Origin of the sequence: Cloacibacterium normanense (assembly GCF_002943105.1) — a bacterium.
Lineage (GTDB): Bacteria > Bacteroidota > Bacteroidia > Flavobacteriales > Weeksellaceae > Cloacibacterium.
This window is the reverse complement of the sequence record NZ_PTPZ01000004.1, coordinates 169,040-184,442: the sequence shown is the minus strand read 5'-3', so window position 1 is coordinate 184,442 and position 15,403 is coordinate 169,040. Positions and strand designations below refer to the sequence as shown.

The 15,403-nt window shown below is 33.6% G+C and carries 11 protein-coding genes; all 11 read left to right on the top strand.

Annotated elements, in window-relative coordinates; all coding sequences use genetic code 11:
- Nucleotides 1-4 precede the first annotated feature (4 nt).
- On the top strand, nt 5-1,597 hold the full coding sequence (locus tag C3729_RS08540; RefSeq protein ID WP_104793779.1) for a RagB/SusD family nutrient uptake outer membrane protein: 1,593 nt from the start codon (nt 5-7) through the stop codon (nt 1,595-1,597).
- 23 nt (nt 1,598-1,620) lie between these two features.
- Nucleotides 1,621-2,745, top strand: coding sequence for a SusE domain-containing protein (locus C3729_RS08535; protein ID WP_104793778.1), 1,125 nt, complete (start codon nt 1,621-1,623; stop codon nt 2,743-2,745).
- Nucleotides 2,746-2,758: 13 nt separating this feature from the next.
- Nucleotides 2,759-4,096, top strand: a complete 1,338-nt coding sequence (locus C3729_RS08530; RefSeq protein ID WP_104793777.1) for a SusE domain-containing protein — start codon at nt 2,759-2,761, stop codon at nt 4,094-4,096.
- Between the two features lie 125 nt (nt 4,097-4,221).
- Nucleotides 4,222-6,384, top strand: coding sequence for a glycoside hydrolase family 97 protein (locus C3729_RS08525; protein ID WP_104793776.1), 2,163 nt, complete (start codon nt 4,222-4,224; stop codon nt 6,382-6,384).
- A gap of 73 nt (nt 6,385-6,457) precedes the next feature.
- Nucleotides 6,458-8,299 carry a glycoside hydrolase family 13 protein gene (locus C3729_RS08520; protein ID WP_104793775.1) on the top strand — a complete coding sequence of 614 codons (1,842 nt, stop codon included), beginning with the start codon at nt 6,458-6,460 and terminating at the stop codon, nt 8,297-8,299.
- 31 nt (nt 8,300-8,330) lie between these two features.
- The gene (locus tag C3729_RS08515) at nt 8,331-9,653 is read left to right on the top strand and encodes an MFS transporter (protein ID WP_104793774.1); all 1,323 of its coding nucleotides are present in this window, start codon (nt 8,331-8,333) and stop codon (nt 9,651-9,653) included.
- A gap of 123 nt (nt 9,654-9,776) precedes the next feature.
- On the top strand, nt 9,777-10,499 hold the full coding sequence (locus C3729_RS08510; protein ID WP_104793773.1) for a pirin family protein: 723 nt from the start codon (nt 9,777-9,779) through the stop codon (nt 10,497-10,499).
- 325 nt (nt 10,500-10,824) lie between these two features.
- A complete protein-coding gene (gene purM / locus C3729_RS08505) occupies nt 10,825-11,814 on the top strand; it encodes a phosphoribosylformylglycinamidine cyclo-ligase (protein ID WP_104793772.1) in 990 nt (329 codons plus the stop codon).
- 69 nt (nt 11,815-11,883) lie between these two features.
- Nucleotides 11,884-12,456 carry a phosphoribosylglycinamide formyltransferase gene (purN, locus tag C3729_RS08500; protein ID WP_104793771.1) on the top strand — a complete coding sequence of 191 codons (573 nt, stop codon included), beginning with the start codon at nt 11,884-11,886 and terminating at the stop codon, nt 12,454-12,456.
- Nucleotides 12,457-12,520: 64 nt separating this feature from the next.
- Nucleotides 12,521-14,035: a bifunctional phosphoribosylaminoimidazolecarboxamide formyltransferase/IMP cyclohydrolase gene (purH, locus tag C3729_RS08495; protein ID WP_104793770.1), complete on the top strand. Its 1,515-nt coding sequence runs from the start codon at nt 12,521-12,523 to the stop codon at nt 14,033-14,035.
- 109 nt (nt 14,036-14,144) lie between these two features.
- Nucleotides 14,145-15,383, top strand: a complete 1,239-nt coding sequence (gene purD, locus C3729_RS08490; protein WP_104793769.1) for a phosphoribosylamine--glycine ligase — start codon at nt 14,145-14,147, stop codon at nt 15,381-15,383.
- Nucleotides 15,384-15,403: the final 20 nt, after the last annotated feature.

The following is a 15,403-nucleotide window of genomic DNA, read 5'->3' as shown; positions in this document are numbered from 1 at the left end:
TAATATGAAAAATATATTAAAAAAAGTAAAATGGTTAGCATTTTCAGCATTATTATTTACCGCAGTTTCATGTTTAAATGATTTAGATGTTTCTTTGAAAGATGATGATTCTTTCTCGGTAGATAATTATTTTAACAATCCTGATAATCCAGAACTACCTTATAAACAGTTTTTAGCAAAAATTTATGGTGGTTTATCTTTATCTGGTCAAGCAGCTCCTACAGGAGATTCAGATTTACAATCATTAGTAGATGAAGGATTTTCTCAGTATTTAAGAGGTTACTGGCAGTTACAAGAGCTTACTACGGACGAAGCAATTATTGCTTGGGGAGAATCTGATAACCCAACAATTAAAGATTTAAACTTTAATACATGGAATGCAGATAATAAATTTAATGAAGCATTTTTTGCTAGAGTTTACTATCAGATATCTGTAGCAAACGAGTTCTTAAGAGAAACTACAGATGAAAAATTGAATTCAAGGAAAGTATCAGAAGATCTTAAAGCTAAAATTAAAGTGATGAGAGCTGAAGCAAGATTTTTGAGAGCTTTATCTTATTATCATGCTATTGATCTTTATGGGAACTCTCCTTTTGCAACAGAAGAAAATGCTTTAGGTTCTGTACCAGTAATGAAAACCAGAGCAGAAATGTTTGATTATGTTTTAAATGAACTTAATACAATTGAAGCAGATCTTCCTGCCCCAAGAGCTAATGAATATGGTAGAGCTGATAAAGGAGCTTTGTGGATGTTAAAAGCAAAACTTTTAATTAACGCAAAAGTTTACACAGGTCAAGATAAAAGCACTGAAGCTTTAGCTGCTGTAAACAGTGTATTAGGTGCGGGCTACAGCTTGTCACTTGACAGAAATAATTTATTTGCGGCAGATAATGATGTTAACGGAGCTCAAAAAGAGATTATTTTTCCTGTAAGATATGATGGCGTTAAAACTAAATCTTATGGAGGTATGACTTATTTAATTCATGGAAGTACTAATGATGCAGTTGCTAAAACCCTAGGTATTGATTTTGGATGGCAAGGTTTCAGAGCTAGAAAAGAATTTATACAAACTATTGCAGGTGACCCACGTGTAAATGTTGTTTCTGGTACCGATTCTGAAGACATTACAGACTATTTAAAATTTGCGCAAGGTAAAAAATTAATAAAATTTACTAATAAAACATCTGCAGGTGTTTCAGGTCAAGATCCTACTTTCCCAGATACAGATTTTCCAATGTTTAGATTGGCAGATGTATATTTAATGTATGCAGAATTAGCGGTTGTAAATGGTAAAGGAGACAAAGCTACAGCTCTAAATTATATTAATGATTTAAGATTAAGAGCTGGTGCAAATCCAGTAACTCTAGCTGCGCTTACTCCAGATTTTGTTTTATCGGAGAGAGCAAAAGAGCTTTATTGGGAAGGTCACAGAAGACAAGATTTAATAAGATTTGGAAAATATACTTCTGGTTATAACTGGCAATGGAAGGGTGGTTCATTGAATGGTTCTGCTATAGCTGATTATAGAGCTTTATTCCCAATTCCTACAAAAGAGATTAGTTCTAATTCTAATTTAATTCAAAATCCTGGTTATTAATCAGCTTTGACAAATATTATGTTATGAAAAAAAATATAATTAATAAAATTTTATTCGTTTTTATTGCAATATTTAGTTTTATTGCATGCGAAAATAGAGAGTTAATTACCGTGGATAATCAATCAGCGCCAATAATGCTAGATATATCTGCTGAAAAATTGGTGTTGGATAGAAATTTTCCAAGCAACCCTAGTTTAACTTTAAGTTGGGATGTTGCAACCTATACAGTTCCTACTGAAATAAAATATAAAATAGAAGTGTCTAAAGATGAGGCGTTCACTACTCCTTATACATTAGGTACAGTTGCAGGTTCTGTAAGAGCAACTACTTTTTCAGTAGAACAAATGAATCAGGCTGCTCAAGGAATTAATTTAGCACCTAATGTGTCTGCCAAAATGTACATTAGAGTTTCTTCTTACTTAGGTACAGTAAGTGAAAATTTAGTAGCTAAATCTAATGTTACCAGTTTAATGATTACACCATATGTATTAGAATATCCTGATTTTTATCTTGTAGGTGGTGCTACTTATGTTGGTTGGACCGCTGAGAATGCTCAAATTCTTCATAAAAAAGATAACTTATCTTATATCTATACATACTTAGAAAATAATCAACCCTTCAGATTTTTAGGTCAACAAAGTTGGAATCCTATTAATTATAGTGTTGATAAAGAAGGTACTAGAGCAAATTATAGATATTTCAAACAGCTTTCTGGTAACTTGCTTCAAGAAGGTGATGAAAACATGAAATTTACAGGCGATACAGGCATTTATAAAATAGTGATTGATGCAACTAAAAATATTCAGTCTTTAAATATTACCGCATCTCCTGTTTTAGGATATGATTTTCCTGAAGTTTATCTTGTTGGTACAATTAATGGATGGGATGCAGCAAACGCTATTGCTATGACTAAAGTTTCATCTGGAAAATTTGAATACACAGTGAAATTAGATAATGGAGCTGCTTTTAAAGTTCTAGGTCAAAAAGATTGGAAAGAATTAGAATGGGGTAATATTTCTGGTTCAGGAAATTCAGGCTTCTTAGGTCCTAAAGGTGATAGTGGAGATATCAAATTTGATGGTGGTGGAAACACGTATAAAATTACAGTAGATATTAAAGCTGGAGTTTATACCATTGTTCAACAATAATTCAATAACAATTATGAAAAATATAATAAAATTTTTATCATTGGTTCTATTATTGCCGTTCGTTCTTCATTCTTGTAACAACGAGGATTATAGAGACTGGACAAAAGCAGAGCCTTCTTTTAAATTATATGATACGAGTTTAGGAAGCAATGTATTATATTCAACAATGGAGAATAATCCATTCAGACTTACTTGGGATAATCTAAACGCGGCATCATCTTATGATATTGTGTTTTCTAATTCAAATGATTTTACAGTTAAAGTAAAGTTAGGTACATCAAATAAAAATACTTATACTACTACAATAGGTGCTCTTAATACCGCTTTATTGCAAGCTGGATATTCACCATATTCAATTAAAAAAGTCTATTTTAGAATAGAAGCAGGTTCTAATGTTTCTCTTCCTATTGCTTTTGATGTGCAACCTTATCCTGTAGAAGTGCCTGTAATTACGGCACCTACAGCAGGTAGTGTAATTACTTTGGATGCAAACAATCCAACAGGTATTGCAAAAACCATTACTTGGAACGATTATTCTTACGGAATTGATGTAAAATATCTTGTAGAGGTTTCATTATCAGGAGCAAATAAATTTAAAGAATTAGGGACTGTTAATAATCTTAAACTTATTAATGTAACCCATTTTGATTTAGATAAACTTCTTCTAAGTGTTGGTGGTACAATTGGTGTACAAGGTAATTTTGATATCAGAGTATCTGCGATTACGAAATTAGTAGATCCGGAGATTAAGAAATCTTCTGCAATTGTTACTTTCAAAGCAACTCCATATCAACTTTCATCATTTATTTATGCGCCTGGAGGCTATCAAGGTTGGAATCCTGGTACTGCAAACACGCTAGTTTCTGCTACAAGTAATGGTACGTATTTCGGATTTATTAATTTCCCTGCTGCTGGTATAGAGTTTAAATATACTCAAAACAGAAATTGGGATGTTAACTGGGGAGATAATGGTGCAGATGGTACCCTAGAACCTAACGGATCTAATTTACTTTCTCCTAGTGCAGGTTATTATAAAGTAACTGTTGATACTAATAATTTAACACACTCTATGGTACCTTATTCAGTAGGCCTTGTTGGTGGTTTCAACAGTTGGGGAGGTAGTCCAGATGCACAAATGGAATGGGATGATTCTATCCTTAAATTCAAAATAGTAGTTACTTTACCTGCTGGTGAATTCAAATTTAGAGTGAACAGCGATTGGGGAGAAAATTACGGTGATGATGGTGCAGATGGAACACTTAATGCAGGTGGTTCTAACTTAAACATTACTTCAGCTGGAACTTATACCATTACATTTGATCCATTCAATATGGTTTATACTATAAATTAGGTGTAATATATCATACAATTTTTACATAAAAACTGTTGCTTTATAGCAGCAGTTTTTTTATATTTAATGTTTTTTTATTTTTTATTGAAAAATTCATAAATAATTATAATACAAATATTTAAAGTATGAAATTGATTAAAACAAGTGCGCTTTTAGCTTTACTTTCTGTAGCAGCTATCAATGCACAATTGCTAAAGTCTCCCGACGGTAAATTCGAAATGAATTTCCAACTGAAAAATGGAGTTCCTTATTATCATCTGAATTACAAAGGAAAAACAGTCATAGAAGATTCTAAACTAGGTCTTAGATTGCTTAAAGATAATACCATCGCTTTTGACAATGTCAATAAACTTCCAGATGGTAAAAATCTCAATTCTGATTTTGAAAAAATTGCAGAAAACAGAGATTCTAAAAACGAAAATTGGGCTCCCGTTCTTGGAGAAAAAAAATATTACACCAATCATTACAACGAACTTTCGGTTACATTGAATCAACCCAATGAAGACAGAAAAATCATCGTTAAGTTCAGACTTTTTAATGATGGATTAGGTTTCAGATATGAGTTTCCTCAACAGAAAAATCTTAATTATTTCGTTGTAAAAGAAGAAGATACCGAATTTAATTTCCCTTATGATTTAAAATCTTGGTGGGTTCCTGCAGATTATGATACCCAGGAATATAAACCTACAACCAGTTTGGTTTCTCAGATTTCTACAAAATGGGAAAGCAGTTTTGATAGTAACGCATCTCAAACTTTGGTTAAAAATGCAGTTCAATCGCCTCTTATGTTAAAAAAAGAGGTTTCTGGTAAAGAAAAACCACTGTACATAAACCTTGCAGAAGCTGCTGTAATCAATTATCCAGCTTCTCAACTTGAAGTAGATTCAGAAAATTTTGACTTCAAAACCCATCTTACTCCAGATGCGCAAGGTGCAAAAGGTTATATGCAAACTCCTGCAGTTACACCTTGGAGAACCGTAATCGTTTCAGAAAAAGCAGAAGAAGTGCTAGATTCTAAAATGATTTTTAACTTAAATGAACCAACGAAATACACGGATACTTCTTGGATTCATCCAGTGAAATATATTGGAGTTTGGTGGCAAATGTTCGTTCCAAACCGTGGAACTTGGAATTATACCAATATCGATAATGTACATCTTGGCGTTACAGATTATTCTAAAACGAAACCAAACGGAACGCATGCAGCGAATAATGACAATGTTAAAAAATACATCGATTTCGCTTCTAAACATGGCTTTGATGCTGTTTTGGTAGAAGGTTGGAATGAAGGTTGGGAAGATTGGTTCGGAAAATCTAAAGAATTTGTTTTTGATTTTATTACACCATATCCAGATTTTGATATTAAAATGCTGAATGATTATGCGCATTCTAAAAATGTAAAACTCATCATGCACCATGAAACATCTGCTTCAGCTACCAATTACGAAAGATGGCTTGACCCAGCTTTTAAATTGATGAAAGAACATGGTTATGATGCGGTGAAAACCGGTTACGTTGGAAATATTATTCCTAGAGGCGAACATCACTATTCTCAGTGGATGATTAACCACTATCAAAGAGTAGTAGACAAAGCTGCGGAATATAAAATCATGGTTAATTCTCACGAAAGTGTTCGTCCTAGTGGTTTAAGCAGAACTTATCCGAACTGGATTGCTGCAGAAGCTGCTCGTGGAACAGAATTCGAAGCGATGGGAGGAAACAATCCAGATCACACTACCATTTTGCCATTTACAAGATTTATGGGTGGACCAATGGATTACACTCCAGGAATTTTCCAAACACAATACAATTATTATGATGCTAACAGTAAAAATTTTGCCAATACTACTTTAGCTAAGCAGTTAGGATTATATGTGGTGATGTATTCTCCACTTCAGATGGCTTGTGATTTACCAGAAAACTACGAGAGACATTTAGATGCTTTTCAGTTTATCAAAGATGTAGCAGTAGATTGGGATGATACCAAAATTTTATCAGCTGAACCTGGTGATTATATTCACACTGCTAGAAAAGCGAAAGGTTCAGAAAATTGGTTTGTAGGAGGTGTTACAGACGAAAACGCTAGAGATTTCACTGTAGATTTTTCATTCTTAGAGAAAGGAAAAAAATACGAAGCTACTATTTACGAAGATGGTAAAAATGCTGATTACGTAAAAAATCCGCAAGCTTATCATATTTACAAAAAAGTAGTAACTAATGGTTCTAAAATTAAGGTTCACCTTGCAAGAAGTGGTGGTTATGCTATTTCTTTAAAGCCTATTAAATAGAATCAATAGAGACGGGCTTTAGCCCGTCTAATAATAAAAAAATATAATTGGCTTTAGCCGAAACTTATCAAAAATGAAAAAACTAACATTTTTATTTCTGTTAATCACAACATTTTCCTTTGCTCAATTCCAAAGAGTAGAACCTGCTTTTTGGTGGAAAGGAATGAAGAATCCTGAACTTCAGATTTTGTTATATGGCAAAAATATTGCCCAACAAAATATTGAACTTTCAGATGGAATTCAGATTAAGGATTTAACGAAGGTAGAAAATCCTAATTATGTGTTTATCACCATTAATACTAATGAAATTAACACGCCTAAATTTAAAATATTCCTTAAAAATGGCAAGAAAACCATCAGTACATATCAGTATGAATTGAAGGAGAGAACGCCTAATTCATCTTCACGTGAATCTTATACTTCTAAAGATGTTTTCTACCTGATTATGCCAGATCGTTTTGCCAATGGCGATGAAAAAAATGATTCTAGCAAAGCTCTCATCGAAAAAGCAAACAGAAAAAGCGAAGGTGGAAGACATGGTGGTGATTTAAGAGGAATTATCAATAATTTAGATTATCTTAAAAATCTTGGAGTGACTACACTTTGGCTCACTCCAGTTTGCGAGGACAATGAAAAAGCGTATACGTATCATGGTTATGCACAGACTGATTTGTATAAAATAGATGCGCGATACGGAACTAATGAAGAATACCGTGAACTTTCTACAGAACTTAAAAAAAGAGACATGAAATTGGTGAAAGATTACGTAACCAATCACTGGGGAGTTTCGCATTGGTTGATTCAGGATTTACCTACTAAAGATTGGATTCACTGGTTTGAAGATGGGAAGAATGGTTTCAAACGTTCTAACTACAGAACCAATTCTCAAATGAATCCTTATGCTGCTGATGTCGATAAAAAAGTCGCATTAGATGGTTGGTTTGATACCACAATGCCTGATCTTAACCAAAGTAATCCATTGGTTTTAAAATATTTAATTCAAAATGCAATTTGGTGGATAGAATATGCGCAGTTAGACGGTTATAGAGTAGACACTTATCCATATAACGATAAAGATGGAATGGCAAAATGGTGTAAAGCGATTACAGACGAATATCCTAACTTCAATATTGTAGGTGAAACTTGGATGTATGACCCAGCTCAAATTGCTTTCTGGCAAAAAGATTCTAAAGTTGGCGAAATAGAAAATTACAATTCTAATTTGCCATCGGTAATGGATTTTATGTTGTATGAAAATCTTCCAAAAGCTTTACAGGAAGAAGAAAATTGGGACAAAGGTATGATTAGACTTTACAATTCTTTTGCGAGTGATTTCTTATTCCCAAATCCTAAAAACATGATGGTTTTCTTCGAAAATCATGATACTCCTAGAATCAATGAAATGTTCAACGGAAATCCTGCTTATTATAAATTGGCATTAACGATTGTTTCTACCATTAGAGGAATTCCGCAATTGTATTATGGTTCAGAAATAGGAATGCGTGGAGATAAAAACAAAGGAGATGCAGACATTAGAAGAGATTTCCCAGGAGGTTGGAAAGGTGATGCTCAAAATGCTTTTGTTTCTAGAACACCAGAGCAAAATGAGTTTTTTGATTATACCCAAAAATTATTAAACTGGAGAAAGTCTAAAGACGTTATCCACAATGGAAAAACCAAAAACTTTTCGCCAGAGAAAAATGTTTACGTTTATTTCCGTTATAATGATGAGGAAAAAGTAATGGTAGTCATCAACAGCAGTGATAAAGAGCAAACCATCGAAATGAATAGATTCCAAGAAATAGTTCCTTCTAGTTTTACAGCAAAAGATGTAATGAAAGATGCCGAAGTTCAAATTAAAGATTTGTTAACTATTCCTGCAAAATCTTCATTGATTTTAGAAATAAATAAGTAAATTCGTTAAAAACAAATAAAAACTATAGTATATGAGTAATACACAGAAAAAACCACTCTTGTCTTTCTGGCAAATCTGGAACATAAGTTTTGGTTTTTTGGGAGTGCAAATTGGTTATTCTCTTCAGAACGCGAATACCAGTAGAATTCTTTCGGCAATCGGTGCAGATGTACATCATTTAAGCTATTTTTGGTTAGCAGCTCCTCTTGCAGGACTTTTTGTACAACCTATTGTAGGTCTTTCTAGTGATAAAACTTGGACGAGATTAGGTCGTAGAATTCCATTTATTTTAGGTGGAGCAATTGTTTCTGCGTTAGCAATGTTTTTCATGCCAAATTCTGAACATTTCGCACAATTATTTCCTGCCGTTTTCTTTGGAGCGATGATGTTGCTTTTCATGGACGTTTCTTTTAACGTTACCATGCAACCATTCCGCGCTTTGGTAAGTGATATGGTAGACGAATCTCAAAGAAATAAAGGATATTCTATCCAAAGTTTTTTAATTAATGTAGGAGCTGTTTTCGGTTCACTGTTACCATTTTTATTGACTTGGTGGGGAATTGCAAACGAACCAGAAGCTGGTCAAAAAGTTGCACCTACTGTAATTTGGTCTTTCTATATTGGTGGAGCAGTTTTATTGGCTTCGGTTTTATGGACTTCTTTTAGAACGAAAGAATATCCGCCAGAAGAATACGCGAAATACAATAATTTAGAAGAAAAAGAAAACGAAAATCCAGAAAAAGTAAGTTTCTTTACTTTGATTAAAAATGTACCAAACGCCATGAAACAATTGGCTGTTACACAGTTTTTTTCTTGGTTTGCATTGTTTTTAATGTGGGTTTACACTACTCAAGGAATTGCTCAAAATATTTGGGGAACGACAGATGCTACCTCTAATGCTTTTAACGAAGCAGGAAACTGGACCGGTGTAATCTTTGCCGCTTATAGTGTTTTTGCCGCTCTATTTTCTTTAGTGATTACTCCATTAGCAAATAAATACGGAAGAAGAAATGTTTATGTTGTTTCTTTAATTTTAGGTGGTCTTGGTTTGTTATCTATTTTGTTTATCAAAGACAAAAACCTATTATTCTTACCAATGATTGGAGTAGGTATAGCTTGGGCAGCTATTTTAGCATTGCCTTATGCCATTTTATCTTCTAAACTTCCAGCAAAACAAACAGGAGTTTACATGGGAATTTTTAATGCTACCATTACTATTCCACAAATTGCTGCTGGTTTATTAGGTGGAGTTTTACTTTCTGCTTTAGGCGGAACAGCTATTAACATGGTTGCTTTAGCAGGTGTTTCTATGGCAGTTGCAGGAATTGCAGCGCTTTTAGTGATTAAAGAATAATCTTCTCAAAATATTCACTTCATAATCCACCAAATTTTGGTGGATTTTTTTATTATCTTACATCAATGACTTCTGCTTTTGATTAGGCTAACTTTGCAGTATAAAATTGATAAATATTTAAGTATGAAAACAATATTACATAAAGCCAACGAAAGAGGATTTCAAAATCACGGTTGGTTAGTTGCCAATCACAGTTTTTCTTTTGCAAATTATTACAATCCAGACAAAGTGCATTTCGGGAATTTAAGAGTTCTCAATGACGATTTTGTAGAAAAAGGAATGGGTTTTGGGATGCATCCACACGCAAATATGGAAATCGTGACCATTCCATTAAGTGGAGAATTACATCATCGCGATTCTATGGGGAATTTTGGAGCAATTAAAAAAGGCGAAATTCAGGTAATGAGTGCAGGAACAGGAATTCAACACAGTGAATTTAACGGAAGTAAAGAACAACCCGTAACTTTATTGCAAATTTGGGTGATTCCTAATAAAGTGGGAGTAGAACCAAGATATGACCAATTAAAAATTTCTGACAATGCAGTAGAGAATGAATTTCAACAGATTGTTTCTCCTAATCCTAATGATGAAGGAACCTGGATTCACCAAGACGCTTGGTTTCACTTAGGAAATTTCACCGTAAAATCTTCTAGAACTTATCAAGTCAAAAAAGAAGGAAATGGAGTTTACGTTTTCGTTATTTCAGGAAGCGTAAAAATTGGCGAAAATACTCTTGGGCAAAGAGATGCTTTAGGAATTACAGAAACAGAACATTTTGATTTAGAAATAGATAAGGATTCTGAAATTTTATTGATTGAAGTTCCAATGGAATTGCCTAAAATCTAAAAATTAAGTTAAAATTGAAGAGCAATGAAGAAAAAAAAATTTTTCTGTTGCTTTTTGTCAATAAAAAATATAATTTTGCGAAATCAAATTCCAAACAAATTGAATATTAAATCGCAACATTTTGGCTCTTGTACATTCCAAGAAATTGGGAAGCTAAAATACGCAGCAAAATAATTGAGGCCGATAATCAGAACGATTGTCGGCTTTTTTTATATCGTTTATTTTTGATTTTCAATACGTTTGCAGTTTGAAATAAATCTAGTAAAAACCTGAATCTTGCAGGTGAAAGTCCTGCAAGTTATTCAGAAAAAAAACAAAAAGAAAAATGAATAATACGTATAAATCAGCTGGCGTAGACAAAGAAGAAGGCTACAAAACCGTAGACAAAATAAAATCTGCAGTAGCCGAAACGCACAATAAAAATGTACTGAACAATCTGGGAAGTTTTGGAGCTTTCTATGAAATTGGTGGCTATAAAAATCCTGTTTTGGTTTCTGGAACTGATGGAGTAGGAACCAAATTAAAAATTGCATTAGATACCAAAAAATATGATTCTATTGGTGTAGATTGTTTCGCTATGTGTGCCAATGATATTCTGTGTCATGGCGCAAAACCTTTATTTTTCTTAGATTATCTAGCTTGCGGAAAACTAGATGCAGAGGTAGCAGCAGAAATCGTTCTGGGAATGGTAAATGCTTGCAAAGACAATGAGTGCGCATTAATTGGTGGTGAAACTGCAGAAATGCCGGGAATGTATCAACCAGGAGATTATGATGTGGCTGGTTTCTGCGTAGGAATTGTAGAAAAAGACCAAATTATTGATGGTTCTAAAATTAAAACGGGTGATAAAATCATCGCTTTACCAAGTTCAGGATTCCATAGCAATGGTTTTTCATTGGTAAGAAAAATTTTCCCAAATTTTGAAGAAGAATTCGAAGGAAAACCTCTTTACGAGACACTTTTAGTTCCTACCAAACTCTATTACAAAGACGTTTTTAAACTGAAAGAAAACGTAGAAATTTCAGGAATTGCACACATTACAGGTGGCGGTTTAATCGAAAACGTTCCGAGAATTATTCCGAATGGATTATGTGCGAAAATTGACACTTCTAAAATCCAAATTCCAAGCGTAATGTTAGAATTAGAAAAACGAGGAAACATCGAAAGAATGGAAATGTTTGGTACTTTTAACATGGGAGTAGGAATGGTTATCGTAGTAGATGAAAGTCTTGCCGAAAAAGCACTTTCTTTAATCGAAGACGCTTATTTAGTAGGTGAAATCGTAGAAAACGAAGAGAAAATTCAATTAATATAGAAACGAGATTTTAGATAAGAGATATCAGACAAAAATCTGAAATCTGAAATCTGAAATCTGAAATCTAACATGAAAAATATTACAGTTTTAGTTTCGGGTTCTGGTAGCAATTTACAGCGCATCATTGATTGTATTGATAATGGAGAAATTCCCAACACAAAAGTCAATTTGGTGGTTGCAGACAGAGATTGCTATGCTTTAGAAAGAGCCGAAAATCATCAAATTCCGAATCAACTTATCAAAAGAGGAAAAGATTTCTCTGAAAATTTAGAAAAACTTTTGCCCGAAAATACAGATTTGATTGTATTAGCTGGTTTTCTATCGATTCTGAGCAAAGAATTTTGTGAAAAATACAAAGGAAAAATCATCAATATTCATCCTGCTTTATTGCCAAAATTTGGTGGAAAAGGAATGTGGGGACATCACGTTCATGAAGCGGTAATTGCAGCCCAAGAAAAAGAAAGTGGTGCAACCGTTCATTTTGTAACTTCTGGAATTGATGAAGGTGAAATTATTCTTCAAGGGAAATTTGAAATTGCAGAAAATGAAACTCCACAAACTTTAGCACAGAAAGTGCATCAAATTGAGTACGATATTTTCCCAAAAGCGATTGATTTGGTTTTAAATAAAAGAGTTCCATAGGAACGACAGATTTTACAGAATTGGAATTTATTCCAAGGATTTAATAAAAAAAGTATAAATAAAAATGAAAAAACGAGCATTAATCAGTGTCTCCAACAAAAACAATCTTATTGATTTTGCCAAATTTTTAGAATCTAAAAATTACGAACTCATTTCTACTGGCGGGACCTTTAAACATCTTAAAGAAGCGGGACTTAACCCAATTCAGATTGATGAAGTGACCAATTTTCCTGAAATGTTAGACGGAAGAGTAAAAACCCTTCATCCAAAAGTTCATGGTGGACTTCTTGCGGTTCGTGATAACGAAGAACACATGAAAACTGTTCAGGAACATGGAATAGAACTGATTGATATGGTGATTGTAAACCTTTATCCGTTTTTCGAAAATGTAAATAAAGAAATTTCATTAGAAGAAAAAGTAGAATTCATCGATATTGGTGGACCATCAATGCTTCGTTCTGCAGCTAAAAATTTCGCTTCTGTGACTGTAGTTACCGATGTTGAAGATTATGCTAAAGTTCAACAAGAAATCTCTGAAAACGGTGATACTACAATTGAAACTCGTAAAAAATTGGCAGGTAAAGTTTTCAACTTAACTTCTGCTTATGATGCTGCAATTTCTCAAATGTTGTTGAATGAAGATTATCCTGAATATTTACAGGCTTCTTACCAAAAAATTTCTGATTTAAGATACGGCGAAAACCCTCATCAATCGGCAGCGTATTACGTTTCTACTACAGAAAACGGCGCGATGAAAGATTTCGAAATTTTAGGAGGCAAAGAACTGTCTTTCAATAATTTGAGAGATATGGATTTATGCTGGAAAGTGGTAAATGAATTCAAAGATGAAATGGCTTGTTGTGCCGTAAAACATTCTACACCTTGTGGAGTTGCCATCGGAACTACTGCTTTAGAAACTTATGCTAAAACTTTCGAATGCGACCCGATTTCTATTTTCGGAGGAATCATCGGAATGAATTACAAAGTTGATGCTGCAACTGCGGAAGAATTGAACAAAACTTTCCTTGAAATTGTAATGGCAACTGATTTTGATGAAGATGCGCTAGAAATTTTGAGAAAAAAGAAAAATCTTAGAATTATAAAAATCAAAAATCCAGTTTCAGACAAGAAAACTTGGGTGAAAATAGATGGCGGAATTTTGGTTCAAGATGTAGATGACCAATTTTCTACAGACTTTAAAGTAGTTACAGAAATTCAACCAACAGAACAGCAAGAAAAAGCACTTTTATTTGCTCAAAGAGTGGTTAAATATGTAAAATCTAACGCTATAGTAGTTTCAAACGGAATTCAAGCTTTCGGAATTGGAGGCGGACAAGTCAATAGAATTTGGGCTACAGAACAAGCGATTTCTAGAGCGAAAGAGAAATTTTCAGGAAATTTAGTTCTCGCTTCAGATGCATTTTTCCCATTCAGAGATGTGGTAGATTTCTGTGCTAAAGAAGGAATTACAGCGATTGTTCAACCTGGCGGTTCTGTAAAAGATGAAGATTCTATTGCAGCTGCAAATGAACATAAAATCCCAATGATGTTCACAGGAATGAGACATTTCCTACATTAATCAAATCAATTTTTTAGCAACTAAAAAATAAGTATATCGCAAATTTTATAGAAATTTTATAACAAATCGTTCATAGGATTTCGTAAATTTGTAAGAAACCAAGTATCATATGAAAGTATTAATAATAGGAAACGGAGGTAGAGAATCTGCTATTGCAAAAAAATTGTCAGAAGACAAAAGAATCAGTCAAATGTTTTTTGCAAAAGGCAATGCTACAACAGAAAATTTAGGTAAAAACTTACCTTATGACAGTGTAGCAGAGTTAAGAGATTTTGCTCTTAGAGAAAAAATAGATTTCACATTCGTAGGTCCAGAATTACCTTTAGTTAATGGTATTGTAGACGAATTTCAGAAACATAATCTCAAAATTTTTGGCCCTACAAAACGTGCCGCAGATTTAGAAGGAAGCAAAGCTTTTTCTAAAAAATTTATGCAAGATTATGGCATCAGAACAGCCAAAGCTGCTATTTTTGATTCTTATGTAGAAGCAGACCAATATATCCAAAATCATTCTTATCCTTTGGTGATTAAAGCAAGCGGTTTAGCAAGCGGAAAAGGAGTAGTGATTTGTGAAGACAAAGAAACTGCGCATCACACTTTGCACCAATTCATGATAGAAAGAATTTATGGAGATGCTGGAATAAAAGTGGTGATAGAAGAATTTTTACAAGGTTTTGAAGCGTCTATTATCGCTTTTTGGAATGGCGAAAAAGCTTTTCCATGTGTTTCTGCCAAAGATTATAAAAAAGTAGGAAACGGAAATACTGGCGCAAATACTGGTGGAATGGGAACTGTAGCTCCAAGTCCAGAATTTACGGTAGAGCATTTAGCAGATTTTAATAAAAATATTTTAGAACCTACCGTTAAAGGAATTAAAGACAAAGCACTTAATTTTGTAGGGATTATATTTTTTGGCGTTTTAGTACAAGATAATCAATGTTATTTGTTAGAATATAACATGAGATTTGGCGATCCAGAAACGCAAGTCATCATGGCACTTTTAGAGAATAATTTGCTGGATGTTATCCATGACTGTATCGAAGGAAAAGATTTAGATTTACAGTTTTCAGACAAGAAGGCGATTTGTCTCGTGATGTGTTCTGGCGGTTATCCTGGGAATTTTGAAATCGGTTACGAAATCCAAGGTTTAGATAAGGTAAAACACAGCAATGTTCTCTTTGCTGGAGCAGAGCAAATTGCAGGAAAAGTAGTCACCAATTCTGGTAGAGTGCTTAACGTGGTTGCAACTGGTGATACTTACGAAGAAGCCCGCGAAAAAGTCTATGAAGATGCTAAAACACTTCATTATGACTACGCATTTTACAGGGAAGACATCGGAAAATTTTAATAAAATGAGGGAATTTTCCC